Raw genomic sequence first — 24,587 nt, forward strand, 5'->3', positions numbered from 1 at the left:
GGCGAGGCTGTGACCTTTCCCTCCCCGTTTCTGTGATCTCGATCTCCTGTCCGCACGCCTCCGCCCGGGATCGTCGCCCGTGCCGACGCCGGGCGTCAATGACCCGCCGTCACAGGGCCGTTGTCCCCGTGAGCCGCCCGGCCCGTTCACGACCCCGTAGCGCCTGGAACACGGACCACACCATCGCCACCAGCGGTACCGCCACCACGGCACCGATCACCCCCGCCGCGACCGCCCCGCCGACGACCGCCAGAGCGACCACACCGGGTGCAGCCGGACGGCCCAGCTCATCACGACCGGGTGCAGGACGTGGCCCTCGATCTGTCCGATGACCACGATCAGGGCCACGACCACCAGGGCGGTGAGCGGCCCCTTCGACGCCAGTGCGACCAGCAGAATCCCGTGCGTGTCACCGGTGAAGGTCCGCCAGGCGGCCCTGGCCGCGACCCTGACCTGCTGCCGCCCCCCTCCGGGAGCTGGTCGCAGAGCCAGCGCCACTGCCGGTCGCCGGAATGGGTGAAGAAGACCGCGCGGAACAGGGCCGGGGCCAGCGCGCCGAGGACGAGGACGATGCCGCCGATGAGCGCGGCGGCGACCGCGAGCGGCCGGGGCATGAACCGGGCGAGGAGGCCGGCCACGGGGCGGAGCACGGCGGTGACGACGAGAGCGAGGAAGGCAGCGACGGCGATCCGGTGGGACTGCCCGAGCACGGAGAAGGCGACGCGGACGACGACGCCGACGGCGATGAGCCGCCAGGCGTAGGCGGCCGAGGTCCGCAGCAGGCCCGGCACGCGCGGCTCCTCCCTGATCGGGCGGCCGAGCGGTGAGGCGGGCGGTTCGGCAGGCGGGGACATCTCATGCCCGCACCACCCGCCGACCGCCGGATGGCGGAGCCGGCCCGGAATTCCCCCGAAGGCCGGTACCGGCCGGACGCGAGAGGGGAGAGGTACACGGGGCAACCGGACAAGAAGCAGCCCTACAGCAAGGAGCGTCCACACCATGGGTACCGCCGTCCACGTCCCGCAGACCCGGGACATGATCGGAGAAGAGCTCTCCGGAGACGAGGCGTTCACCGCCCTGCGCCATTACGGCGGGCTGCGGCTGCTGGCCGATTCCTTCGCACGGTTCCGTTACGCGGACGGCTTCACCAACGCGCGGGCCCTCGCCTTCCAGGTGGTGCTCGGGCTGGTCCCGTGCACCCTGGCGCTCGTCGGGCTGGCCACGTCGGTGCACACGGAGGGCGTGGGCCGGGTCATCGAGCTCACGCTCGGCCGGATCGTGCCGGGTGCCGGCGCGGAGATCGTCGAGGACGCCTTCGAAGGGACGCGGCGCACCGCGCACGGCGATGTCTGGAGCACGCTCGCCCTGTGGCTCGGTCTGGGCTTCGCGCTGCTGAACCTCGCCTCGGCCATGGGCCAGATCGAGCGCGGCGCCAACCGCATCTACGGCATCGAGCGCGACCGTCCCTTCCCGCACAAGTACGCGCGGTCGATCGTTCTCGCGCTCGCCGCCGGTCTGCCCCTGGTGCTGGGGTTCGTCGTACTCGTCGCCGGCGAGGCCGTGGCCGACGCGGTGGCGGACTCGGCCGGCTGGCAGAACAGCGGGTCGCGGTGGTGGGGTGTGCTCGACATCCCCGTGGGGCTCGCGCTGGCCTGGGTGGCCTCCGCCGTGATCTTCCGCTGGTCGCCCCGCCGCGTCCAGCCCGGCTACACCTGGCTGGCCTTCGGCTCGGCCGTGCATCTGCTGCTGTGGGTGTCGGCCACCTGGCTGCTCGCGCTGTACGTCGAGGAGAGCGGTGCCTTCGGCGCCGTGTACGGGCCGCTCACCGCCTTCATCGCCCTGCTGCTGTGGGCCAACCTCACCGCCGTCGCGCTCTTCCTCGGCATCGCGTTCGCCGCCCAGCTCGAAGCGGCCCGCGCCGGAATCAAGTCAGCCGTCCGGCCGGACCCGGGACCCGGCGCGTGAGCCCGGACGGCAGACAGCGGGCAGGGGCTTCGGGTCAGGACTGCGCGGGGCGCGGCCGGCCGGTCTTCGCCTCCGCGTGCCGGGCGGGCTCGGGTGCGGTCATGTCGAGCAGGAGCATCGCGTCGTGGTCGGGGCTGCCGGGTTCGGCGGTGTAGACGCAGAGGCGCCGGCCGGGCGTGCCTTCGAGATGCATGTTCTGACCCCTGAGGGTCAGGACGCCGACCTCCGGGTGGTGGAAGGTCTTCCGCGTCTTCTTGCGGCCGATGACCTCGTAGCGTTCCCACAGCTTGGCGAAGTCGGGGCTCTTGAGCACGAGTTCGCCGACGAGGCCGGCCAGGTCGGGGGCGTCGGGACTGGTGCCGGCCTGGGCGCGCAGCCGGGCGACGCACGCGCGCACCAGGGGCTCCCAGTCGGGGAACAGCTCGCGGGCCGTGGGGTGCAGGAAGAGGTAGCGGGCGAGGTTGCGCTGCTTGGCTGGCCAGTCGGCCATACCGGCGTACAGGGCGAGGCCGCCCGGGTTCCAGGCGAGCAGGTCCATGCTGCGGCTGACGATGTAGGCGGGGTGGGGCCGCATCGTCTCCAGGAGCAGCTTCAGGTGCGGCCGGACGGTTCGGCTCGGCGGGGGAGGCGGCTCGGGAGCGTAGTTGGCGGCCCGGGCGGCGAGTTCGCGCAGATGGTGGTGTTCCTCGTCGTCGAGGCGGAGCGCACGGGCGAGGGAGTCGACGACGCCGGGGCTCGGCCGGGTCTCCTTGCCGCGTTCCAGACGGATGTAGTAGTCGATGCTGACCCCGGCGAGGGCGGCCAGTTCCTCGCGGCGCAGGCCGGGCGTGCGGCGTACGCCCGCGCCCGGGGTGAACCCGACGCTCTCGGGGCTGGTCTGGGTGCGGCGGGCGCGCAGGAAGCGCCCCAGTTCGTCGCCGCTGGTGTGCTGCTCCGATGCCATGGACCCAGTGTCGCAACGCCGCCACCAGGGCGGTATCCGAGAGGGGGGCCCTGTCATACCCACCGCTGTTCACCCCCCGGAAGCGCCCGGTCTCCCTGGCGGGCGTGCGGGGGCGCACGGTGGGTGACGTCAAGGAACCCGCGAGAAGAGGAGAACTCCGTGCGCGCAGCCATGATGTACGGCGCCGGCGACGTCCGGACGGAGCACCGGCCCGACCCGAAGATCCAGCAGCCCACGGACGCCGTCGTGCGCACCGTCCTGTCGTGCGTGTGCGGCAGTGACCTGTGGCCCTACAAGTCCCTGCCCGCCACCGGCACCGGCCGCCCGATGGGACACGAGTTCCTCGGCGTGGTCGAGGAGACCGGCTCCGAGGTGTCCGGCATCAAGACCGGTGACCTGGTCGTGGCGCCGTTCACGTACTGCGACAACACCTGCGACTACTGCGCCAAGGGCCTGCACTTCTCGTGCCGGCGGGGCGGCCGGTACGGCTTCGACGGCGTGGACGGCGGCCAGGGCGAGGCGGTGCGCGTCCCCCAGGCCGACGGCACCCTGGTCAAGCTGCCCGTCGACGCCGACTCCGCGCTGCTGCCCTCGCTGCTGACGCTCTCGGACGTGATGGGCACCGGTCATCACGGCGCCGTCACCGCGGGCGTCGGCGACGGCGACTCCGTCCTGGTCGTCGGGGACGGCGCGGTGGGCCTGTGCGCGGTCATCGCCGCCAGGCGGCTGGGCGCGGAACGGATCGTCCTGATGGGCCGGCACGAGGCCCGCACCGAGCTGGGCCGCGAGTTCGGCGCCACCGACGTGGTCGCCGAGCGGGGTGAGGAGGGCGTGGCCCGCGTCCGCGAGCTGACCCGCGGCGACGGTGTGGACAAGGTCATCGAGGCCGTCGGCACCCTCCAGACGCTCCAGACCGCCCTGGCGGCGGTCGGGGACGGCGGCACCATCAGCCGGCTGGGCGTCCCGCAGTACGAGGAAGGCCCCCTCGGCCCGTCCACGATCATGCGGAACCTCACCCTCACCGGCGGCGCGAGCCCGGCCCGCGCCTACATCGAGGAGCTGATGCCGGACGTCCTGGACGGCACCATCGAACCGGGCCGCGTCTTCGACCGGAGTTTCACCGTCGACCAGACCGCGGACGCCTACCGGGCGATGGCGGACCGCCGCGTCCTCAAGGCGCTCATCACGTTCTGACCCATTCCCCGTTGCGGCCAGAACCTGTCCGCGACTCTCGCTACCGTGCCCACATGACGAACACCAAGCGGAGCGTCGTCGGCACGGCACCCCACCTCGGTACCCGGGCCCTCAACCGCGCCACCCTCGACCGCCAGTTGCTCCTGCGGCCGGCCCGGATCTCCGCCGCCGCGGCCGTCGAGCACCTGGTCGGTCTCCAGGCGCAGAACGTCAAGCCTCCGTACTACGCGCTCGCCGCCCGCCTCGACGGCTTCACTCCCGAGGCGCTGTCCCGGCTGATGGCCGACCGCGAGGCCGTCCGGATCGTCACGATGCGCTCCACCATCCACACCCACACCGCGGACGACTGCCTCACGCTGCGTCCGCTGGTGCAGCCCGCCCGGGACCGGGAGCTGACGAACTTCCGCAAGGGACTCGCCGGTGTCGACCTGGACCGGCTCACCGCCCTCGCCCGCGACCTCGTCGAGACCGAGCCCCGCACCATGAAGCAGTTGCGCGAGGCCCTGATCCAGGAGTGGCCCGACGCCGACCCGCAGGCCCTGTCCGTCGCCGCCCGGTGCCGGCTGCCGCTCGTGCAGGTGACCCCGCGCGGCCTGTGGGGCCGGAGCGGGCAGGTCAGTCTGACCACCGCCGAGCACTGGCTGGGCCGTCCGGCCGGACCGGCCGCCGCGCCCGACGCGGTCGTGCTGCGCTACCTCGCCGCCTTCGGCCCGGCCTCCGTGCGGGACATGCAGACCTGGGCCGGACTGACCCGCCTGCGCGACGCCTTCGAACGTCTCCGCCCGCGACTGGTGACCTTCCGGGACGAGGGCGGCGTCGAGCTCTTCGACCTGCCGGACGCTCCCCGCCCCGACCCGGACACTCAGGCCCCGTCGCGCTTCCTGCCCGAGTTCGACAACCTGCTGCTCTCCCACGCCGACCGCACCCGTGTCGTCCCGCCCGAGTACCGGGGCCGCGCCTGGCAGGGCAACATCGCCCACCGCACCCTCCTCGTCGACGGGTTCCTCGCGGGTCTGTGGCGACTGGAGGAGCAGGCGCTCGTCATCGAGCCCTTCGGCCGCCTCACCGGGGCCCAGCGGGAGGAGGTCACCGCCGAGGGGGAGCGGATGCTGCAGGTGATGCACCCGGAGACGTCGTACGACATCCGCTTCGGCGTCGTACGCAGCTGACCGGAGCAGTGCCTCAGTCCGCCCGGCCCGTCACCGCCACCGTCAGACCCAGGCCGATCATCGTGCAGCCGCCCGCCCCGCCGATCAGGGAGAGGCGGCGGTCCGAGCGGGCGAACCAGGTGCGGGCCGCCGACGCGGTCAGGCCCCACAGTGTGTCCGTGACGAGGCCGATCGAGATCGGTACGAGGCCCAACAGCAGCATCTGCAAGGGCACATGGCCCGCCGAGTGGTCCACGAACTGCGGCAGGACGGCGGCGAAGAACACCACGCCCTTCGGGTTGGTGACGCCGACGAGGACCCCGTCCAGGAGCGTCCGGAGATCGCCGCGGGCCGGTCCCGCCGTCTGTGTGCTGATCTGTGACGCCTTGAGTTCCTTGCGATGGCGGAACGCCTGCACCCCCAGGAACACCAGATACGCGGCACCCGCCAGCTTCACCGTCAGGTACACCGTCACCGATCGCTCGACCAGCGAGCCGATCCCGACCGCGACCGCCACGACCAGCAGGTAGGAACCGACCACGTTGCCGAGGGCCGTCGCCACGGCGGTGCGGCGGCCGTGGGCGAGGGCCCGGCCGGTGACATGGAGAGGGGGCGTTGCGGGCCGCTCGTGGAGGCCCGCAACGCCCCCCGGTCTTTCACCTGAGGGGTGCTCAGGAGCTTTGCCCGGTTACGAGTTGATCTGCGTCGTGACCAGGTTGGAGAAGGTGGTCAGCCGGGTGTAGATACCCGGGTAACCGGCCTGGGCGCAGCCCTCGCCCCAGGAAGTGATGCCTGCCAGGACGCCCCCGATGAGCAGGGGACCGCCGCTGTCGCCCTGGCAGGTGTCCACGCCGCCGGAGGTCTTTCCGGCGCACACCATGTCGCTCTTCACGAAGTCGGAGCCGTAGGAGTTCGCGCAGCTGGAGTCGGACACGGTCGGAACGGTCGCGGTGCGCAGCTGGTTGGAGGCGCTGCCGTTCGAGGAGGTGTCGCCCCAGCCGAGGATGCGGGCGGTGGTGCCGGCCGCGTACACCGAAGTCTGGGAGGAGGAGACGTACTTCGCCGGGGTGTACGGCATCGACGTCGACAGCGTCAGCACGGCCACGTCGTCGCCCTTGGTGACGTCGGTGTAGCTCGGGTGCATCCAGATCTTGCTGACTCTGCTGACCGTGCCGTTGGTGCCGTTGCGGTAGGTGCGGCCGCCGACGACGCGCACGCTGCTGGTCGTCTCACCGACCATGCAGTGGGCGGCGGTGACGACCTTGGTGGGCGAGACCAGCGTGCCGCCGCAGAACTGGGTCTGCGAGGCGTCCGTGATCTGCATGACGAACGGGTACGCGGTCGTCGTGGTCGTGGTACCGCCGACGATCGGCTGGGGCGCGGCGACGGCGGCGGGAGCGGCGAGCAGCGCGGTCGCGGCGGCGGCAGCGGTCGCCGTGGCGACGGCAGCGGCCTTCTTGGCACGGTCGAACCCGAACATGGGTCTCCTCGGGGAGTTGCCGGTGGGGGTCGCGCGGGTGGGTGGTGCACGGTGACCCTGACTCCGTTGTTCGGATCTCCGTGTGCCCGGCGAGCGGCACGCGACAAAGCTAGAGCCCGGAAGGGCGGCCTCCCAATGAGGGAACCCCCTAAGGGAGTTGGGCAGGGATAACCCTCGGTCGGGCCTCGTAAACCCTGGGGGACGCGGGTGGGGTCAGGTCGGGCGGCGGCCCGCCGCCAGCCGGACGATGTCCACCCGCGAACGGATCCCCAGCTTCCGGTAGACCCGGGTCAGGGTCGCCTCGACGGTCTTGACGCTGATGAACAGACGGGCCGCGATCTCCCGGTTCGTCGCGCCCTCCATCACCAGTGAGGCGACCTGACGCTCCATCGCCGCGAGGCCCTCCAGCGCGTCGAGCGCGACGGGCGGGGCGACGGAGGCCAGCTCCACCGCAGCGGGACCGGCCGCGGCGGCCGCGTCGACCTGCCGCAGCCAGGGCAGCGCCCGGCAGCGCCGGAACAGCCGGGCGGCCTCGTCGTACGACGCCGGTCCCGGCAGGGGAGTTGCGCCGCTGCGGGGGAAAGCGGCGGCCTGGGTGCGCAGACGGGCCAGCGCGAAGGCGGCCCGCGCCTCCTCGAGGCCGTAGCCCAGCCTGCCGAGCCGGTCCTGAACGGACGTCAGCCGGACCAGGGCGGCCTCGTGTTCGCCGCGGGCCGCCCGCGCCAGCGCCTCGGCCCGGTCGAGGACGGCCAGCACACTCTCCCGGCCCAGCCGCAGCGCGTGCACCCGTGCCGTGTCGATCACGTCCTGCGCCTCGCCCGGTTCGCCGATGCGGACCAGGGCCTCGGCGAGGTCGCCGTGCCAGCGGCCGCGCGCCGGGTCGTTGATGCCGAGGCCCTGCTCCAGCTCCCGCACCCGGCGCAGCGAACGGACCGCGGCCGCCGGGTCCCCGGCCACCAACTGGGCGTAGCCCAGGGCCGCCAGCGCGCGGGACAGGTACATCTGGTCGCCGTCGACCTCGGCGTGGTCGGCAGCCTCACGGGCGAGGGCCAGCGCCCGGTCGACGTCCCCGGCGGAGGCCTCCGCGAGGGAGGTGAGCATGGCCGAGGCGCCCTCGCCGATCCCGGAGTCCCGGGCGAGCCGCAGGCTCTCGCGGGCCAGGTCCAGGGCCCGGCCGCAGTGCCCGGAGCGCAGTTCCGTGTCGGCGAGGAAGCGCAGGAAGTGCACCTCGCTCTCGACCATGCCGCGCCTGCGCACCTCGCGCAGCAGCGCGGTGATGGTCGCCCGCGCCTCGGGCAGCTGGTCGCTCATGATCAGCCAGCGGAACCGGGCCGAGCCGGCGCCGTTGTGATGGCAGGCCACATACGGGTCCTGGGGTTCCTTCAGCGCCCGTTGGACGGTCTCGGGGGCACCCGGGTGGCCCATCAGGGTCTCGGTGGAGGCCTGGAAGGACAGCGCCATCAGCTCGGTGCGCCGGTCCTCGCCGCGGGCGGCCAGCTCCGCCGCGTGCGCGGCCTCCTGCCGGGCCTCGGCGAAGTCGCCCTCCACCACCAGGCCGCGCCAGGCCAGTTGGTAGTGGACCAGGGCGAGCAGCCGCGGGTCGTCGCCCGCGTCGGCCAGGACCTGCGGGAAGACGGCGTCGACCTCGCCGAGAGCCTGCCCGGCCGCCTCGATGACCACCATCCAGGCCCGCACCCGCTCCGCGGGCACGCTGGCACGCGTCAGTACGTCGCGGGCGATGTCCCGGGCGAGATCGGCCTCGCCGGCGGTGATCGCGTCCTCCGCGGCCTGGAGCCGCCGCTCGTCCGGGCCGGGCGTACTGTCCGCCGGGGTGTGCCGGGCCGCGAGCAGCCCGAGCGAGGCGGCCACGGACGGCGCCCCGCGGTCCCGGGCCAGCGCACCGGCCTCCGCGAGCCGGGCCGCCACCTCCGGGTCGGTGCCGGTGGTCGCCAGGGCGAGGTGCCGGGCCCGCTCGATCGGGTCGGAGGCCGCCGTGGACAGCGCGGCGTGCACGGCCCGCCGCTCCCGCGCCGGGGCCTCCGCGTACAGCGCGGCAGAGATCAGCGGATGCGCGAACCGTACGGCGGGACTCTCCCCCTCGGTCGCCAGCAGCCCCAGCGCCGCCGCCTGCGCGGTCTCGGCCTCGGCGTGCTCCCGGCCGGCCGCGTGCAGCAGCGCCAGCGTGGGACGGGCACCGGCACTGGCCACGAGCAGGGTGCGGCGCGCCTCGTCGGACAGCATCTCCAGCCGGCTCAGCACCAGCGCCCGCAGCGAGGTGGGCACGGGCAGCGGCTCACCGGGCCGCGGCCGGGTGGGGCTCTCCGCCAGGGCACGGCCCAGCTCCAGGGCGAAGAGCGGGTTGCCGCCGCTGGTGCGGTGGATATCGCGGATCGTGGAGCGGGACAGGGGGGTGTAGCCGCGGTGGTCGAGCAGTGCGGAGACCTGCGTACGGGACAGCGGGCCCAGCCGGACGGCGAGCGTGTCGGGCGGAGACGCGCGTAGATGGCGGTCGTACTCCTGGCCCTCGGTCCGCACCGCGCACAGCATCTGCACGGGCGTGTCGCCCAGCCGGCGGGCGGCGAAACCGAGCAGCTCGGCGCTGGCCGCGTCCAGCCACTGGAGGTCGTCGGCGACGATCAGCACCGGGCCCTTGGCGGCGAGGGTACGCAGCGCCGACAGCACGGCGAGGCGCAGCGCGAGCCCGTCGCTCTGGAGGGTGGACTCGCCGCGCCCGGTGAGCGCGGACTCCAGGGCGGTGCGCTGGGCGGCGGGCAGGGCACCGGAGACCTCGTCCAGGACCAGGCCGAACAGGTCGGCCAGCGCCAGGAAGGGCAAGTGGGATTCGGACTCGGTGGCCGAGCAGCGCAACACGGTCCGGGGCGCACCGGAGTAATCCGCGGCCAGCGCCCGCAGGACCGTCGACTTTCCAATTCCCGCGGGGCCGTGGAGCAGCACACTGCCGCCTCGGCCGAGCTGTTCACGCGCCGACGTGAACAGGTCCTCCCGGCCGATGACCACGTCGGGGCGGCTCCTGGGAGGTTCCTGGAAGTCCCGTGGCACGGTCACCGCTCCCCTCCGTGTGTCGTGTCCTGGCCAATATTAGGCAACAGCTCTTTGAAATTCGGACGGACGGCGTGGTGAGGGAAATAACAACGGAGGTTCGGGCGCGAATTCATTGGGCTCCCGAATGCGACGGAACACGACGGTGGCGCCCGGTCGGGATCCCGTCGGTATATCGAACGAGCAGGGGTAACGGAAAACATCACAAACCTACGGCAACCATCCTGCCCGGCGCGCGGCGACCACGGCCTCGCCCCGGGTACGGGCCCGCAGCTTCCGCATGGCGGACCGCAGATACCCCTTGACGGTCTCGGGCGTCACCCCCAGCCGCTCGGCCGCGACCGCGTTCGTGGCCCCCGCGGCCACGCACGCCAGCACGTCCACCTCGCGCGGCGTGAGCCGGACCCGGCCCGACGGGGTGGAATCGGCCGTCAGCAGGGCACACGCGTCGAGCAGCTCGGCCCGCAGCTTTGGATCCGCGATCTTCGGCGCCAGCGCCCGCAGGGCCGCGTGCGCCTCCCGCACCTGCTCCCGACCCGCGCCGGCCGCGCCCTCGGCGGCGAGCGTGCGGGCCTCCTCCCGCACGACCAGCGCCCGCTCCACGTCCCGCGCCGCCTCGACGGCCTCGTCCAGCATGCGCTCGCCCAGCGGCAGGGCCGTCCGCAGCGCCCCGTACAGCACCCCACACACCGAGTGCCGTACGACCACCGGCACGGCCAGCACCGAGCGCAGTCCCTCCACCGCCACCGGGGCGTCGTACTCGTGGCTGATCTGCCGCGACGCCGAGTAGTCCGTCACCACGCACGGCCGGGCGAGCACCACCGTCTTGCCGCCCAGCCCGTTCCCGGACGTCACCACCAGCGAACGCAGGGCGTGCGTCGCCGTGCCGCTCAGTTCGCTGATGCGCATCTGCCGCCCGGCCTCCATCAGGCCGCCGAAAGCGACCGGAAGGCCGGTGGCGCGCCGCAGACGGAGCAGCGCGTTCCGTATCTCGACCGCGTCGGACGCGTCTGTTGTCACCTGCTCGCCCCTTCACTGCGGCTCCTGTGCGGGCGCACCCCCCCCGTTCGGGGGTAGTGAGACCTGCATCACGGATTACACGATGGCTCAGAGCCGCCCGGCAATGGTCCGGTACCAAGGAGGACACATGACATCGGCGACGGAGGCGTTCCGCGGCGCGCGGGACTTCCTGCTGGAACACCGCGAGGACTACGGCGCGGCCTACGAGGGCTTCCGCTGGCCCCGTCCCGACTACTTCAACTGGGCGCTCGACTGGTTCGACGAGATCGCGCACGGCAACGCCCGCACCGCGCTGCACATCGTCGAGGAGGACGGCAGCGAGACCCGGCTGTCCTTCGGGGAGATGTCCGTACGCTCCGACCGGTTCGCCAACTGGCTGCGCGCCCGGGGCGTGCGCCCCGAGGACCGGATCCTCGTGATGCTCGGAAACCAGGCCGAACTGTGGATCACCGCGCTCGCGGCGATGAAACTGCGCGCGGTGGTCATCCCGGCCACCCCGCTGCTCGGCCCCGCCGACCTGCGCGACCGCGTCGACCGCGGCCGGGTCCGGCACGTCATCGCGCGTTCCGAGGACACCGGCAAGTTCACCGAGGTCCCCGGCCGCTACACGCGCATCGCCGCGGGCGGCGCCCCCGAGGGCTGGCTGCCGCTGGAGGACGCCCACGGCGCCCCGGCCGACTTCACGCCGGACGCCCCGACCCGGGCCGACGATCCGCTGATGCTGTACTTCACCTCGGGCACCACCGCCCGGCCCAAACTCGTCGAGCACACCCACACCTCGTATCCGATCGGGCACCTGTCGACCATGTACTGGATCGGCCTCAAACCCGGCGACGTGCATCTGAACATCTCCTCACCCGGCTGGGCCAAGCACGCCTGGTCCAACCTCTTCGCTCCCTGGAACGCCGAAGCGACCGTCTTCCTGTACAACTACACGCGCTTCGACGCGGCCCGGCTCATGGCCGAGATGGACCGGGCCGGGGTCAGCACCTTCTGCGCCCCGCCCACCGTCTGGCGCATGCTCATCCAGGCAGACCTGACGCAGCTGCGCACCCCGCCGCGCGAGGTCGTCGCCGCCGGTGAGCCGCTCAACCCGGAGGTCATCGAGCAGGTCCGCCGGTCCTGGGGCGTCACCATCCGGGACGGCTTCGGCCAGACCGAGACGGCCGTGCAGGTCGCCAACAGCCCGGGCCAGCCGCTCAAGACCGGCTCCATGGGCCGGCCGAGTCCCGGCTACCGCGTCGAGCTGCTGGACCCCGTCTCGGGCGCGCCGGGCGCGAGCGAAGGGGAGATCGCGCTCGACCTGTCGGACCGCCCCGTCGGCCTGATGACCGGCTACCACGGCGACGCGGACCGCACGGCGGAGGCGATGGCCGGCGGCTACTACCGTACGGGCGACATCGGCGCGCGGGACGCGGACGGCTACATCACCTACGTCGGCCGCGCGGACGACGTCTTCAAGGCGTCCGACTACAAGATCAGCCCCTTCGAGCTGGAGAGCGCGCTGCTGGAGCACGAGGCGGTGGCCGAGGCGGCCGTCGTGCCGGCGCCGGACGAGTTGCGGCTCGCGGTGCCGAAGGCGTACGTCGTCCTGGCGGCGGGCTGGGAGCCCGGCCCCGACACCGCGAAGGTGCTGTTCGAGCACTCCCGTGAGGCCCTGGCCCCCTACAAGCGCATCCGCCGCCTGGAGTTCGGCGACCTGCCCAAGACCGTCTCGGGCAAGATCCGCCGCATCGAGCTGCGTGAGGCCACGGCGGCCGGGTCGGACGCCGAGTACCGCGAGGAGGACTTCCGGTGACCTCGTACAGTCATGGGACCAGCGAGACGGCTCTGCTCGGCGACACCATCGGGGCCAACCTGGACCGGGCGGTGGCCGCCTGGCCGGACCGTGAGGCGCTGGTCGACGTGCCGTCCGGGCGGCGCTGGACGTACGCGCAGTTCGGCGCGGCCGTCGACGAACTGGCCTCCGCGCTGCTCGCCTCCGGGGTCGCCAAGGGCGACCGGGTGGGTATCTGGGCGGTCAACTGTGCCGAGTGGGTCCTGGTCCAGTACGCCACCGCCCGCATCGGCGCGATCATGGTGAACATCAACCCGGCCTACCGCACCCACGAGGTCGAGTACGTCCTCAACCAGGCCGGGATCTCCCTCCTTTTCGCCTCCCTCGGCCACAAGGGAAGCGACTACCGGGCGATGGTCGAGCAAGTGCGGGGCGAATGCGCCGAGTTGCGCGAGGTCGTGTACTTCGGCGACCCGAGCTGGGACGCGTTGCTCGGGCGGGGGACCCCCGGCGCCCGGTTCGAGGACGACGGCTTGTCCTGCGACGACCCGATCAACATCCAGTACACGTCGGGCACGACGGGCTTCCCCAAGGGGGCCACCCTCTCCCACCACAACATCCTCAACAACGGCTACTTCGTGGGCGAGTTGATCGCCTACACCGAGCAGGACCGGATCTGCATCCCGGTGCCCTACTACCACTGCTTCGGCATGGTCATGGGCAACCTCGCCGCCACGTCACACGGCGCCTGCATGGTGATCCCGGCCCCGTCCTTCGACCCGAAGGCCACGCTGGAGGCGGTCCAGCAGGAGCGCTGCACCTCGCTCTACGGCGTCCCGACCATGTTCATCGCGGAGCTGAACCTCCCCGGCTTCGCCTCGTACGACCTCTCCTCCCTGCGCACCGGCATCATGGCGGGCTCGCCCTGCCCGGTGGAGGTGATGAAACGGGTGGTCAACGAGATGAACATGGCCGAGGTGTCCATCTGCTACGGCATGACGGAGACCTCACCCGTCTCCACGCAGACGCGGCGCGACGACGACCTGGAACACCGCACCGGCACGGTCGGCCGCGTGCTGCCGCACATCGAGGTGAAGATCGTCGACCCGGCGACGGGGGTGACCCGACCGCGCGGCACGGCGGGCGAGTTGTGCACCCGCGGTTACAGCGTCATGCTCGGCTACTGGAACGAGCCGGAGAAGACCGCCGAGGCCATCGACGCGGGCCGCTGGATGCACACCGGCGACCTCGCGGTGATGCGCGAGGACGGCTACGTCGAGGTCGTCGGCCGCATCAAGGACATGATCATCCGGGGCGGGGAGAACATCTACCCCCGTGAGATCGAGGAGTTCCTCTACGCCCACCCCAAGATCCAGGACGTCCAGGTCGTGGGCGTCCCGCACGACCGCTACGGCGAGGAGGTCCTCGCCTGCGTCATCCCCCACGACCCCGCCGACCCGCTCACCCTGGAGGAACTCCAGACCTTCTGCCAGGGCCGCCTGGCCCACTACAAGATCCCGAGCAGGCTTCAGCTCCTCGACTCCTTCCCGATGACGGTGTCCGGGAAGGTACGCAAGGTGGAACTGCGGGAGAAGTTCGCGGACGGGCAGAGATAGAAGAGCTCGGGGTCGCCGTCGTCGAGACCGTGGACCAGACCGGCGGGTTGCCAGCCGGCCCTCAGGAGCAGTTGCTGCATGGGCTGGTTGGAGACGTTGGTCGAGGTGAACAGCTTGGGCGTGGTGCACGCGGCCTCGACGGCCGTGAGAAGCCGCGTGGCCACACCCTGCCGGCGTGCGGCGGGCGCGACCGTCAGCAGGGTGAGGAAGCCCTGCTCGAAGAAGGTGTACTCCAGCACGGCGTAGCCCACGGGGCCGCGCGCGTCTTCGGCCAGCAGCGCGCGGCCCTGCTCGCACCAGCGCCGGATGCCGGCGCGGCGCGCCCGGTCTCCCGCCGCCGCGATCGGGTCGGTCCCGGTCAGCGCCGTGTGGTCCGACGGCTCGGCGCGGCGCACGACGAGCGTGCCGGGTTCGATGTCGCCCATGGGGCGCATCGTGGCAGCAGTGCGGGCCGGACCGCGCGCGGATTACCGCGCTTCGGTCACAGTGGTGCGCGCATGCACACGCGGGGCCAGCGGTCCAGGCCGTGTTCGGCCTCCGTCGCGCGGATCTCGCGCAGGCCGGGGGTGAGGTCCGCCTCCGCGAGGGCGTGGAAGCCGAGGCGGGCGTAGTAGGGGGCGTTCCACGGGATCTCCGTGAAGGTGGTCAGGGTCAGGGCGGTCAGGCCCTCCTCGCGGGCGCGGTCGGCGGCGTACGCGAGGAGTTCCCGGCCCACGCCCCGGCGCGCGGCGCGCGGGTGGACCGAGAGCTGCTCGATGTGCAGGGCGCCGTCCACGGGTTCGGCGAGGAGGTAGGCGGCCGGGCGGTCCCGTTCGTCGGCCGCGCCCCAGCAGCGGCCCGCCCGGCGGTAGCGCTCCAGTACGTCGAGCGGGGGCGGTTCGTCGTCGGCGATCTCCGGCATGCCGAGGTCCCGGAAGGGAGCACCGGCGGCACGTTCGATGGCCTGGAGGGCGGGGAGTTCGGCGGCGGTCGCGGGGCGGATGCGCATGTAGTGAGTATGCGGCGCGGTGCGGAGCGGGGCCCTGTGGCTACTCTCTTCCCTCCACACCTACTTGAACCGCGAGGGGGAGCAGACTGTGCGCGACGCCGCCGTGACGCCCGAGGGCGACCGGATCCGCTGGGTCGAACTGCCGGGACAGGAACCGCCACGCGTCTACGTGCACGGCCTGGGCGCCACGTCGCCCGCCTACTTCACGGAGATCGCGGCCCACCCCCTGCTGGCCGGTCACCGCTCGCTGCTGATCGACCTGCTGGGGCACGGCATCAGCGACCGGCCGACGAGCTTCGACTACACCCTGGAATCACACGCCGACGCGCTCGCCGCGGCGCTCACCACGGCGGGCGTCACCGGGGCGGAGCTGATCGCGCACAGCATGGGCGGCTCGGTGGCCATCGTCCTGGCCGCCCGGCATCCCCACCTGGTCTCCCGCCTGGTCCTGGTCGACGCCAACCTCGACCCGATACCGCGTGCCCCCGGATCGTCGGGCAGCAGCGGGATCGCCGCCCACACCGAGCAGGAGTTCCTGGCGGGAGGGTGGGAAGAGGTCCGCGACCGGGTCGGCCCGCACTGGTGGTCCACGATGCGTCTGGCCGGCCGGGAAGCCCTGCACCGCAGCGCGGTCCACCTCGTCCGCGGCACCGTCCCCACCATGCGGGAACTCCTGCTGGACCTGAAGATCCCCCGGACCTTCCTGCTGCCCGAGGCCGACGGCCCGCTCCCGGGCACCGACGCACTCACCGCGTCCGGGGTGTCCGTCGTCGCGGTCCCGGACTGCGGCCACAACATCATGCTGGACAACCCGGAGGCCTTCGCCCGCGCCACCGCGGCGGCACTCACGGACCAGGCCCGGCCGGGCCACGCCTAGGGCCTGTCGTTTCGATCACGCCGCAGACGCGGGGTCTGGCACGCGCATCTGCGGCGTTGTCGTCGGTTGCCGACTCCCCCACGCTCGGCTTCGCTCGCGCGGGCGGTGCCCCCATCGCGTCGACGCCCTCCTCCGCCTTGCAGCCGCACGCACCAGACCCCGCTCACCGGCGCTGATCAGCGCTGTCGGTTCCCTGCGACCTGATCCAAACGACAGGCCCTAGCGGAGCGTCAGCCCGGCGCCGAGGGCCGCACGCCCGTCCCGTCACGGACCGCGTCGAGCTCGTCAGGCGGGCAGGCGCTCCGGGTCGGCGTCCTCGAAGGGCGGGTAGGTCCGGTCGCTCATGCGCTCGGCCGCGTCGATGTAGTCGGCGAGGGCGTCCCGGGACCGGGCGAGCGCGGCCATCTGGTCGTCCAGCCGGCGCAGCCGCGACCGCATCGCCGCCAGCAGTTCGGGACACCCGAGCAGCTCCGGAGCCTCTCCGACCGCGCAGGGCAGCAGATACGCGATGTCCTCCGACGATAAGCCGGCGCCGAGCAGGTGGCGGATCTGTCTCACCCGCAGTACCGCGTTCTCGTCGTACTCGCGGTAGCCGTTCGTGCCGCGGTCCGCCTCCAACAGGCCCTGGGCCTCGTAGTAGCGCAACTGATGGGCGTGGACGCCCGTCCGGCGACTCAGTTCCCCGATACGCATCGAAACCTCGCTTGACCTTCACACCGGTATCAACGTTGACGATGCTGCCATGAACAGAACCGACACACCCGTGACAGTCATCGGACTCGGACTGATGGGCCAGGCACTCGCCGGCGCCTTCCTGAAAGCCGGGCATCCCACAACCGTGTGGAACCGTACGACCTCCAAGGCCGACGGGCTGGTGGCCCGAGGCGCACGGCTCGCGCCGACAGTCGGCGACGCGGTCGCGGCAGGCTCCCTGACGATCGTCTGCGTCACCGACTACCAGGCCGTGCGGGAGTTGTTCGGCACGAGCGATGTCGAACTCGACGGCACGACGCTGGTCAATCTGACCTCGGGCGACTCGGCCCAGGCCCGGGAGACCGCCCGATGGGCCGAACAGCGCGGCGCCCGCTACCTGGACGGCGCCGTCATGGCCGTCCCGCCGGCCATCGGCACGTCCGAGGCGGTGATTCTGCACAGCGGGCCGCAGGAGGACTTCGACGCGCACAAGGCGACCCTCGACGCGCTCGGCACCGTCACCCACCTCGGTGCGGACCACGGCCTGGCGTCCCTGTACGACGTGGCCGGACTGGCCATGATGTGGAGCGTCCTGAACGCCTGGCTCCAGGGCACCGCGCTGCTCAGGACGGCCGGTGTCGGCGCCGCGACGTACGCGCCGTTCGCGCGGCGGATCGCCGCCGGTGTGGCCGAATGGCTGCCCGGATACGCCGAGCAGATCGACAGCGGCTCCTTCCCGGCCGAGGTGTCGGCCCTGAAGACCGACGCGCGGGCCATGGCACACCTGATCGAGGAGAGCGAGGCGGTGGGTGTCAACGCCGAACTGCCGAAGCTGTTCAAGGCGATGGCCGACCGCTCGATCGCCGCGGGACACGGCGGTGAGCAGTATCCCGTGCTGATCGAGGAGTTCAGCAGACCCGGGCCCGCCGACGACTGACCGGTGCGGGCCTGTCAGGGTGCCCGGTTCTCCGTGCCGGTGGCGTCCAGTGCGTCGGCCGGGGCGTTCACCGGCCGCGGTGTGCCGGTGAGGTCGAGGACGAACAGCGGGATGCCGAGGGCGTCGGCGCGGGCCCGGGCGTCGTCCGCGTACCCGGCGAGGGAGAAGTACAGACAGTCCGCCGACTCCGTCATGGCCGTCAGCCACAGGCACTCCACGTCCCGCAAGGCCGCCGGGCGCACGGCCGGATCGACCAGCGCGACGACGCCGCGTGCGGCGAGGCCGATCCCGGACGGCGGCCGCTGGTCCGCTCGCCGGACGCGCCGGTAGCCGAGCCGGCGCAGATACAGCGCGGCGGCCGTGACGGCGTCGAGCGCGGTACGGATCGTGACGGAGCGGAAGGGAGGCCCGCCGGCAGCGGCACCGTCGGCGGCCTCGGTAGAGGCAGGGGCACACTCGGCGGCGGCTGCGGCATCGCGCGGACCGGTCGCACCGCCCGTGCCCGGCGTGGCGTCCCGGTCGGCCTCCGTGTCGGCGTCGACCGCGGTGCCCCGGTCAGACCTGAGGCCGCCGTCGGCTGCAGTGTCCTGGCCCGTGCCGCTGTCCCGGCCGACCCCACCCCGCCCCTGCGCCATCGGCACCCGCAGCACCACCCCGCACGGGCACCCCACCTCCGGCCGCGGCCACTCCCCGCGTCGGCCGCAGGATGCGCACCGCACCGTCACCCAGTCGTCCTGCCAGACGCGATGGGCGACGGGCGTCACCGTCCCGTCCCGGTCGAGCCCGGGGGCGACGGGCGCTCCGCACACGCACGGGTACGACGGGGCCGTGAAGCGGTGCTCCCGTCGGCAGGACGGACAGCGCACCGGCACGCTCTCGGCCATGACCACTCCCGTACGGCGTCACATCGGGACAGCGCGTCCATCGTGCGCCGGCGGACCCCTGCCTGTCCGCCGCTTGCCGGTCTCTTGACGCCCTTCGCCCGCCCCACCTACATTCATTCCAGATAGTAGAAGTTACTTTCCGCAATACGGAAGAGCTCACCGCGGGGCGCGACGGGAGTGCGAATCCGACAGCCGAAGCAGGAGTACTCGATGGCTCGAATGACCGCTGCCCGCGCGGCAGTTGAGATCCTCAAGCGTGAGGGCGTCACCGACGCGTTCGGTGTCCCGGGCGCGGCGATCAACCCCTTCTACGCGGCGCTCAAGGCCTCCGGCGGCATCGCTCACACCCTCGCCCGGCACGTCGAGGGCGCCTCGCACATGGCCGAGGGCTACACCCGTACCCACCCGGGCAACATCGGCGTCTGTATCGGCACGTCCGGCCCGGCCGGCACCGACATGATCACGGGTCTGTACTCCGCGACCGGCGACTCCATCCCGATCCTGTGCATCACCGGCCAGGCTCCGACCGCCGTGATCCACAAAGAGGACTTCCAGGCCGTCGACATCGCCTCGATCGCCAAGCCGGTCACCAAGATGGCCGTGACCGTGCTGGAGGCCGCACAGGTCCCCGGCGTCTTCCAGCAGGCCTTCCACCTGATGCGCTCCGCCCGGCCCGGGCCAGTCCTCATCGACCTGCCGATCGACGTCCAGCTCACGGAGATCGAGTTCGACCCGGAGACGTACGAGCCGCTCCCGGTCTACAAGCCCGCGGCGACCCGCGCGCAGATCGAGAAGGCGATCGGGATGCTGAACGCCTCCGAGCGGCCGCTGATCGTCGCGGGCGGCGGCATCATCAACGCCGACGCCGCCGAATTGCTCGTCGAGTTCGCCGAGTTGACCGGCACTCCGGTCGTCCCCACGCTCATGGGCTGGGGCATCCTCCCCGACGACCACGAGCTGAACGCCGGCATGGTGGGCCTCCAGACCTCGCACCGCTACGGCAACGCGACCTTCCTGGAGTCCGACTTCGTCCTCGGCATCGGCAACCGCTGGGCCAACCGCCACACCGGCAGACTCGACGTCTACACGGCCGGACGGAAGTTCGTCCACGTCGACATCGAGCCCACCCAGATCGGCAAGATCTTCGCCCCCGACTACGGCATCGCCTCGGATGCCAAGGCCGCGCTGGAGCTGTTCGTCGAGGTGGCGCGCGAGCTGAAGGCGGCCGGCGAGCTGCCCGACCGCTCCGCGTGGGCGGCCTCCGCGCAGGAGCGGAAGGCCACCCTTCAGCGCCGTACGCACTTCGACGACATCCCGATCAAGCCGCAGCGCGTCTACGAGGAGATGAACAAGGCCTTCGGCCCGGAGACCCGGTACGTCTCCACCATCGGCCTCTCGCAGATCGCCGGCGCCCAGATGCTGCACGTCTACCGGCCCCGCCACTGGATCAACTGCGGCCAGGCCGGCCCGCTCGGCTGGACCATCCCGGCCGCGCTCGGCGTCGCCAAGGCCGACCCGGAGGCGTCCGTCGTCGCGCTCTCCGGCGACTACGACTTCCAGTTCATGATCGAGGAACTGGCGGTCGGCGCGCAGCACAAGATCCCGTACGTCCACGTCCTCGTCAACAACTCCTACCTGGGCCTGATCCGCCAGGCGCAGCGGGCGTTCGACATCGACTTCCAGGTCAACCTGGAGTTCGAGAACATCAACGCGCCCGAACTCGGCGTCTACGGAGTCGATCACGTCAGGGTCGCCGAGGGCCTCGGCTGCAAGGCGATCCGCGTCACCGACCCCGCCGAACTCGGTGCCGCCTTCGAGCAGGCCAAGAAGCTCGCCGCCGAGTACCGGGTCCCGGTCGTCGTCGAGGCGATCCTGGAGCGCGTCACCAACATCGCCATGTCGACGACCAACGACATCGGCAACGTCGTGGAGTTCGAGGAGATCGCCACCGAGCTCGGCCACGCGCCGACCTCGATCAAGCCGCTGAAGGTCTGACACGCACGAGGAGAGGGGCGGTCCGTCCATGGACGGACCGCCCCTCACGCATGGCCCAGGCGTGCTCGGACCCTCAATCAGTCCCCGCCGCCTCCGCCGCCGCCCCCGCCGCAGTAGGAGTAACCCCCGCCGCCTCCGCCCGTACCGCGCGGCGAGTGCTTGAGGAGTCCCTTGCCGCCCACCTCGACCCGGCGGATCAGGCCCGCCCGCAGGGCGAAGCGCGGCACCAGCAGCCGCAGGGCCGCCTCTCCGTGCAGCGCGACGGCGAGCAGCCGGTCGTGGTCGGTCAGGTCGCGCCTGCTCGCGGGCAGCGGGTGAAGCTGCCGAAGGTCGCGCACATCGCGGCGGGCGCCGCGCGTCGGGCCGAGCAGCGGGTAGCGCAGCAGGCCCGCCTCCGCGAGCGGGACGCGCATGAGAGCCACCGCGAGCCGGATGTCCGGGTCCTTCACCAGCGTCCGGAGTCCGGCGGGCTCGCGCAGGGACGTGTGCACCGCCTTCGCCAAGGGGGACGGCGGCCGTCCCCCGGCCGTGGCGTCCGCGATGCATTGCCGCATCGTCCCCGGCCGGTCGGCCTCCACCAGATTCCGCAGATACAGGTCCACCACGGCGACGGTGACGGCGGCCCGCGGACCGTCCCCCAGCAGTGCGATCTCGTGCGGCTCCAGCCGGACCGCCGTACCGTCGCTCATGGCCTCACCCCCGTGCCGGGGCCCGCCGCCCCCGTGCCGACGGGCCCCGTGTGTCGATAATGTGCCCGGCCCCGGGGGCAGTTGAAGCCCCCGGGGCCGGGTTCAGAGGTTCATTTGAGGGTTCCGTACGGGACGTACGACCGGTGCCGTAGGCGTGTTCACGCCTCGTGGTGCTCCGACAGCCCCGGCCAGTCGTCCGGGCCGCCGCCCTGCCACTCGACGAGGTCGTTCTCGGCGACGTCGGTGACGTACAGGTCCGCCAGCCGCAGGATCTCGGCGACGTCGTCGGCGTGCGTGGCGACGCCCAGGGGCTCCTCGCCCAGGGTGACCCGGCGGGATCCGTCCAGGGCGGGGGGATGGACCACGACATGCGGGTGCTCGGTTGGATGTGCCATGCCTTCAGGCTGCTGCGGCCTGGTCGGTTCCGCACCTTGAGACGGGCTGGCCGTCCGACGGCGCGAGGCTGGGCGCGACAGGACGTTCGCGCCGCCGGACGGGATCTGCGGGGTGGGGCTGGTACTGGTACTGGGACCGCGGCGGGTGCGACGGAGTCCGGAACGGTCTTCCCTCAGGTCGAGAAGCCCGTCCGGGTCCTTCACCACCGCACTGGCTCACACTCCGCCGCGGTCCGCGCCCTGCCCGCGTCCGTGCCCGGGGGCGACCACCCCTCATCCGGGGCGCCCCGGGCGGTCGGACGCGGTCAGGGAGTTCAGTCCTCGCGCAGGGCGCGGACCGCGTCCTCCACGCGCCGCCCGTACTCGGGGTCGGCGGCGTGGAAGTGCGCGAGGTTCTTCTCGATCACGTCGTCACGGGAGACCTGGGAGAGGCCGCCGGCGATGTTGGCGACCAGGCGGGACTTCTCCTCGCCGGACATCAGCCGGTAGAGCTCCCCGGCCTGGAAGAAGTCGTCGTCCTTGGTGTGGAGAGGGGCCTCGTGGGTGCCTGTGTGGCCGGTCACCGCCAGCGGGGCCGACAGCGGGCGGCCGGTCTCCACCGGGCCGTCGTAGGAGTTCGGCTCGTAGTTCTTCGCGTGCCGGCCCTGGAGGTTGGACGCCATGAGGCCGTCCCGGCCGTAGTTCTGGGCGGTCGTGGCCTTGGGCGCGTTGACGGCCAGCTGCGTGTGGTTGACGCCCAGGCGGTAGCGGTGGGCGTCCGCGTAGGCGAACAGGCGGCCCTGGAGCATCTTGTCGGGGGAGGGGCCGATGCCCGGCACGAAGTTGTTCGGGGAGAACGCGGCCTGCTCGACCTCGGCGAAGACGTTGTCCGGGTTGCGGTCCAGCACCAGCCGGCCCACGCGACGCAGCGGGTAGTCCTGGTGGGGCCAGACCTTGGTCAGGTCGAACGGGTTGAAGCGGTAGTCGGCCGTTTCGGCCGCCGGCATGATCTGGACGTAGAGGGTCCAGGACGGGTGCACGCCCCGCTCGATGGCCTGGAGCAGGTCCGTCTGGTGCGAGTTCGGGTCCTTGCCCGCGAGCTCGGCGGCCTGCTCGCTGCTCAGGCAGCGGATGCCCTGGTTGGTCTTGAAGTGGTACTTGACGAAGAAGGCCTCGCCCTGGCTGTTCGTCCACTGGTAGGTGTGCGAGCCGTAGCCGTTCATGTGCCGGTACGAGGCCGGGACGCCCCGGTCGCCCATCAGCCAGGTCACCTGGTGCGTGGCCTCGGGGGAGTGCGCCCAGAAGTCCCAGACGCTGTCCGGCTCCTGACGGCCCGATGGGGGTCCCCCCGCGCCCTTAAGGCGTGGGGGAGGGTCGCGCTTCTGCGAGTGGATGAAGTCCGGGAACTTGACCGGGTCCTTGATGAAGAACACCGGGGTGTTGTTGCCGACGAGGTCGTAATTGCCCTCGGCCGTACAGAACTTGACCGCGAAACCGCGCGGGTCGCGCACCGCGTCCGCGCCGCCGAGGCTGTCGGCCACGGTCGAGAAGCGCAGGAAGACCTCGGTCCGCTTGCCGGTCTCGCTGAGGAAGTCGGCGTGGGTGAAGCCGGTGACGTCATCGGTCACCTCGAAATGGCCGTAGGCGCCGGAGCCCCGGGCGTGCACCACCCGCTCCGGGATGCGCTCGCGGTTGAAGCGCGCGAGCTTCTCCAGCAGATGCTGGTCCTGGAGCAGGATCGGGCCGCCGACGCCGGCGGTGGCGGAGTTCTGGTTGTCGGCGACGGGGGCGCCGGACTCGGTGGTGAGCACGCGCTGCGACATCGTGACCTTCCGTACGAGAGGCAGCGGAAAAATGTTTCCGCTTTGTGGAGCCTAGGGTCGGGGCGATCGAGGCGTCAACAGTTTGTTGAAGCGGTGGGCATGGGTGGGTCCGGGCGGCGCCGCCCCTTTGGGCGCGACAGGACAGATGTCAGCGGCGGCACCGCCCGGGGTACGGGGGACCCTCGGGGTCATGAGGGTCTGCGAGGGTCAGATCCGGGCGCCGGAGAGTCGCTCCACGGCCCGTAGCAGCGCCGAGTGGTCCAGGCCGCCGTCGCCCTGCGCGCGCAGGCTCGCTACCAGCTGGGCGACCACGGCGCCGACGGGCAGGGCCGCGCCGACGTTGCGGGCGGCGTCCGTGACGATGCCCATGTCCTTGTGGTGCAGGTCGATCCGGAAGCCCGGCTTGAAGTCCCGGCCGAGGAAGTTGTCCTTCTTGCGGGTCAGCACGGTCGAGCCGGCAAGCCCGCCGTTGAGGACGTCCAGGGCCGCCTTCAGGTCCACGCCGGACTTCTCCAGGAAGACCACGGCTTCGGCGCACGCCTGGATGTTCACGGCAACGATCAGCTGGTTGGCGGCCTTCACGGTCTGGCCGGAGCCGTGCGGACCGCACAGCACGATGGTCTTGCCGAGTGCCTCGAAGATCGGCTTGGCCTGGTCGAAGTCGGCCTGCTCGCCGCCGACCATGATGGACAGCACGGCCTCGACGGCCCCGGCCTCGCCGCCGGACACGGGGGCGTCCAGGACGCGGATGCCCTTGTCCTCGGCCGCCTTCGCCAGGTCGACCGAGGTCTGCGGGGTGATCGAGGACATGTCGATCAGCAGGGCGCCGGACTTCGCGTTCTCCAGGATGCCGTCCGGGCCGTAGGCGATGGCCTCGACCTGCGGGGAGGCCGGCACCATCGTGATGACGACGTCGGCGTCCTTCACCGCCTCGGCGATCGAGGCGGCGGCGGTGCCACCGGCGGCGGCGAGGCGGTCCAGCTTCTCCCGCTCCAGGGTGAATCCGGTGACGTCGTAGCCCGCCTTGATCAGGTTCTCGGACATGGGGGAGCCCATGATGCCGAGGCCGATCCAGGCGACCTTGGGAAGTGCGTTGCTCATGATGAGGTGCCTTTCGGTACGGG

20 protein-coding genes and 2 pseudogenes are annotated in these 24,587 nt (G+C 72.1%); 8 read left to right on the forward strand and 14 right to left on the reverse strand.

The features are described from left to right. Positions 1-109 precede the first annotated feature (109 nt). Positions 110-854: pseudogene (locus ACZ6TU_RS15310) on the reverse strand (AI-2E family transporter). A 145-nt stretch (positions 855-999) separates the two neighbouring features. On the opposite strand from ACZ6TU_RS15310, the gene ACZ6TU_RS15315 reads away from it, so the two are divergent. Next, a complete protein-coding gene (locus ACZ6TU_RS15315; protein WP_467669750.1) occupies positions 1,000-1,965 on the forward strand; it encodes a YihY/virulence factor BrkB family protein in 966 nt (321 codons plus the stop codon). A 34-nt stretch (positions 1,966-1,999) separates the two neighbouring features. Here the strand turns inward: ACZ6TU_RS15315 and ACZ6TU_RS15320 are convergent, their stop codons facing one another. After that, positions 2,000-2,908 (reverse strand): helix-turn-helix transcriptional regulator, encoded by a 909-nt coding sequence (locus tag ACZ6TU_RS15320; protein ID WP_469548683.1) that lies wholly within the window; start codon positions 2,906-2,908, stop codon positions 2,000-2,002. 174 nt (positions 2,909-3,082) lie between these two features. On the opposite strand from ACZ6TU_RS15320, the gene ACZ6TU_RS15325 reads away from it, so the two are divergent. Both ACZ6TU_RS15325 and ACZ6TU_RS15330 read left to right on the forward strand, forming a co-directional pair. Next, positions 3,083-4,102 carry a zinc-binding dehydrogenase gene (locus ACZ6TU_RS15325; protein ID WP_469549204.1) on the forward strand — a complete coding sequence of 340 codons (1,020 nt, stop codon included), beginning with the start codon at positions 3,083-3,085 and terminating at the stop codon, positions 4,100-4,102. Between the two features lie 53 nt (positions 4,103-4,155). Beyond that, on the forward strand, positions 4,156-5,271 hold the full coding sequence (locus ACZ6TU_RS15330) for a winged helix DNA-binding domain-containing protein (protein ID WP_469548685.1): 1,116 nt from the start codon (positions 4,156-4,158) through the stop codon (positions 5,269-5,271). 13 nt (positions 5,272-5,284) lie between these two features. On the opposite strand, the pseudogene ACZ6TU_RS15335 reads toward ACZ6TU_RS15330, so the two are convergent. The 4 genes and pseudogenes from ACZ6TU_RS15335 to ACZ6TU_RS15350 all read right to left on the reverse strand — a co-directional run. Then, a pseudogene (locus ACZ6TU_RS15335) lies at positions 5,285-5,857 on the reverse strand (LysE family translocator); the annotation flags it as partial. Positions 5,858-5,938: 81 nt separating this feature from the next. Continuing rightward, positions 5,939-6,730, reverse strand: coding sequence for a S1 family peptidase (locus ACZ6TU_RS15340; protein WP_467669756.1), 792 nt, complete (start codon positions 6,728-6,730; stop codon positions 5,939-5,941). Positions 6,731-6,943: 213 nt separating this feature from the next. Next, complete coding sequence (locus ACZ6TU_RS15345) at positions 6,944-9,796, reverse strand: helix-turn-helix transcriptional regulator (protein ID WP_469548688.1); 2,853 nt, start codon at positions 9,794-9,796, stop codon at positions 6,944-6,946. Between the two features lie 204 nt (positions 9,797-10,000). Then, entirely contained in the window at positions 10,001-10,810 is an 810-nt protein-coding gene (locus ACZ6TU_RS15350) for a LuxR C-terminal-related transcriptional regulator (RefSeq protein ID WP_469548691.1), read from the reverse strand. A gap of 127 nt (positions 10,811-10,937) precedes the next feature. On the opposite strand from ACZ6TU_RS15350, the gene ACZ6TU_RS15355 reads away from it, so the two are divergent. Then, a complete protein-coding gene (locus tag ACZ6TU_RS15355) occupies positions 10,938-12,608 on the forward strand; it encodes an AMP-binding protein (protein ID WP_467669762.1) in 1,671 nt (556 codons plus the stop codon). Beyond that, the gene (locus ACZ6TU_RS15360) at positions 12,605-14,203 is read left to right on the forward strand and encodes an AMP-binding protein (RefSeq protein ID WP_467669764.1); all 1,599 of its coding nucleotides are present in this window, start codon (positions 12,605-12,607) and stop codon (positions 14,201-14,203) included. Before ACZ6TU_RS15355 ends, ACZ6TU_RS15360 begins: the two co-directional genes overlap by 4 nt. Here the strand turns inward: ACZ6TU_RS15360 and ACZ6TU_RS15365 are convergent. Next, positions 14,116-14,628 (reverse strand): GNAT family N-acetyltransferase, encoded by a 513-nt coding sequence (locus ACZ6TU_RS15365; RefSeq protein ID WP_467669766.1) that lies wholly within the window; start codon positions 14,626-14,628, stop codon positions 14,116-14,118. The two genes, ACZ6TU_RS15360 and ACZ6TU_RS15365, sit on opposite strands and share 88 nt — an antisense overlap. 56 nt (positions 14,629-14,684) lie before the next feature. Then, positions 14,685-15,191, reverse strand: a complete 507-nt coding sequence (locus ACZ6TU_RS15370; protein WP_469548695.1) for a GNAT family N-acetyltransferase — start codon at positions 15,189-15,191, stop codon at positions 14,685-14,687. An 88-nt stretch (positions 15,192-15,279) separates the two neighbouring features. Between ACZ6TU_RS15370 and ACZ6TU_RS15375 the strand changes: the two genes are divergently transcribed. Continuing rightward, positions 15,280-16,068: an alpha/beta fold hydrolase gene (locus tag ACZ6TU_RS15375; RefSeq protein ID WP_469548698.1), complete on the forward strand. Its 789-nt coding sequence runs from the start codon at positions 15,280-15,282 to the stop codon at positions 16,066-16,068. Positions 16,069-16,353: 285 nt separating this feature from the next. Here ACZ6TU_RS15375 and ACZ6TU_RS15380 read toward each other — a convergent pair whose 3' ends face one another. Continuing rightward, positions 16,354-16,761, reverse strand: coding sequence for a MerR family transcriptional regulator (locus ACZ6TU_RS15380; RefSeq protein WP_467669772.1), 408 nt, complete (start codon positions 16,759-16,761; stop codon positions 16,354-16,356). Between the two features lie 49 nt (positions 16,762-16,810). Between ACZ6TU_RS15380 and ACZ6TU_RS15385 the strand changes: the two genes are divergently transcribed. Beyond that, positions 16,811-17,698 (forward strand): NAD(P)-dependent oxidoreductase, encoded by an 888-nt coding sequence (locus tag ACZ6TU_RS15385; RefSeq protein ID WP_469548702.1) that lies wholly within the window; start codon positions 16,811-16,813, stop codon positions 17,696-17,698. Positions 17,699-17,712: 14 nt separating this feature from the next. Here the strand turns inward: ACZ6TU_RS15385 and ACZ6TU_RS15390 are convergent, their stop codons facing one another. Further along, complete coding sequence (locus ACZ6TU_RS15390; RefSeq protein ID WP_469548706.1) at positions 17,713-18,582, reverse strand: hypothetical protein; 870 nt, start codon at positions 18,580-18,582, stop codon at positions 17,713-17,715. A gap of 210 nt (positions 18,583-18,792) precedes the next feature. Between ACZ6TU_RS15390 and gcl the strand changes: the two genes are divergently transcribed. Next, positions 18,793-20,577, forward strand: a complete 1,785-nt coding sequence (gcl, locus tag ACZ6TU_RS15395) for a glyoxylate carboligase (RefSeq protein WP_469548709.1) — start codon at positions 18,793-18,795, stop codon at positions 20,575-20,577. 77 nt (positions 20,578-20,654) lie between these two features. On the opposite strand, the gene ACZ6TU_RS15400 is transcribed toward gcl, so the two are convergent. The 4 genes from ACZ6TU_RS15400 to ACZ6TU_RS15415 all read right to left on the reverse strand — a co-directional run bounded on the left by ACZ6TU_RS15400 (position 20,655) and on the right by ACZ6TU_RS15415 (position 24,564). Further along, positions 20,655-21,266: a DUF2207 domain-containing protein gene (locus ACZ6TU_RS15400; protein WP_469548712.1), complete on the reverse strand. Its 612-nt coding sequence runs from the start codon at positions 21,264-21,266 to the stop codon at positions 20,655-20,657. A 158-nt stretch (positions 21,267-21,424) separates the two neighbouring features. Further along, positions 21,425-21,661, reverse strand: a complete 237-nt coding sequence (locus ACZ6TU_RS15405) for a hypothetical protein (RefSeq protein WP_467669782.1) — start codon at positions 21,659-21,661, stop codon at positions 21,425-21,427. A 314-nt stretch (positions 21,662-21,975) separates the two neighbouring features. Then, complete coding sequence (locus ACZ6TU_RS15410; protein WP_469548716.1) at positions 21,976-23,463, reverse strand: catalase; 1,488 nt, start codon at positions 23,461-23,463, stop codon at positions 21,976-21,978. Positions 23,464-23,670: 207 nt separating this feature from the next. After that, positions 23,671-24,564, reverse strand: a complete 894-nt coding sequence (locus ACZ6TU_RS15415; RefSeq protein ID WP_467669783.1) for a 2-hydroxy-3-oxopropionate reductase — start codon at positions 24,562-24,564, stop codon at positions 23,671-23,673. Positions 24,565-24,587 lie beyond the last annotated feature (23 nt).

The sequence above is a fragment of the Streptomyces sp. NPDC052064 genome, assembly GCF_055585925.1.

What these genes read in the sequence shown, in the direction of transcription:
- ACZ6TU_RS15315 (WP_467669750.1), top strand. Translation starts at nt 1,000, where the DNA reads ATGGGTACCGCCGTCCACGTCCCGCAGACCCGGGACATGATCGGAGAA.
- ACZ6TU_RS15320 (WP_469548683.1), bottom strand. Translation starts at nt 2,908, where the DNA reads ATGGCATCGGAGCAGCACACCAGCGGCGACGAACTGGGGCGCTTCCTG.
- ACZ6TU_RS15325 (WP_469549204.1), top strand. Translation starts at nt 3,083, where the DNA reads ATGTACGGCGCCGGCGACGTCCGGACGGAGCACCGGCCCGACCCGAAG.
- ACZ6TU_RS15330 (WP_469548685.1), top strand. Translation starts at nt 4,156, where the DNA reads ATGACGAACACCAAGCGGAGCGTCGTCGGCACGGCACCCCACCTCGGT.
- ACZ6TU_RS15340 (WP_467669756.1), bottom strand. Translation starts at nt 6,730, where the DNA reads ATGTTCGGGTTCGACCGTGCCAAGAAGGCCGCTGCCGTCGCCACGGCG.
- ACZ6TU_RS15355 (WP_467669762.1), top strand. Translation starts at nt 10,938, where the DNA reads ATGACATCGGCGACGGAGGCGTTCCGCGGCGCGCGGGACTTCCTGCTG.
- ACZ6TU_RS15365 (WP_467669766.1), bottom strand. Translation starts at nt 14,628, where the DNA reads ATGGGCGACATCGAACCCGGCACGCTCGTCGTGCGCCGCGCCGAGCCG.
- ACZ6TU_RS15370 (WP_469548695.1), bottom strand. Translation starts at nt 15,191, where the DNA reads ATGCGCATCCGCCCCGCGACCGCCGCCGAACTCCCCGCCCTCCAGGCC.
- ACZ6TU_RS15380 (WP_467669772.1), bottom strand. Translation starts at nt 16,761, where the DNA reads ATGCGTATCGGGGAACTGAGTCGCCGGACGGGCGTCCACGCCCATCAG.
- ACZ6TU_RS15385 (WP_469548702.1), top strand. Translation starts at nt 16,811, where the DNA reads ATGAACAGAACCGACACACCCGTGACAGTCATCGGACTCGGACTGATG.
- ACZ6TU_RS15390 (WP_469548706.1), bottom strand. Translation starts at nt 18,582, where the DNA reads ATGGCCGAGAGCGTGCCGGTGCGCTGTCCGTCCTGCCGACGGGAGCAC.
- gcl (WP_469548709.1), top strand. Translation starts at nt 18,793, where the DNA reads ATGGCTCGAATGACCGCTGCCCGCGCGGCAGTTGAGATCCTCAAGCGT.
- ACZ6TU_RS15400 (WP_469548712.1), bottom strand. Translation starts at nt 21,266, where the DNA reads ATGAGCGACGGTACGGCGGTCCGGCTGGAGCCGCACGAGATCGCACTG.
- ACZ6TU_RS15405 (WP_467669782.1), bottom strand. Translation starts at nt 21,661, where the DNA reads ATGGCACATCCAACCGAGCACCCGCATGTCGTGGTCCATCCCCCCGCC.
- ACZ6TU_RS15410 (WP_469548716.1), bottom strand. Translation starts at nt 23,463, where the DNA reads ATGTCGCAGCGCGTGCTCACCACCGAGTCCGGCGCCCCCGTCGCCGAC.
- ACZ6TU_RS15415 (WP_467669783.1), bottom strand. Translation starts at nt 24,564, where the DNA reads ATGAGCAACGCACTTCCCAAGGTCGCCTGGATCGGCCTCGGCATCATG.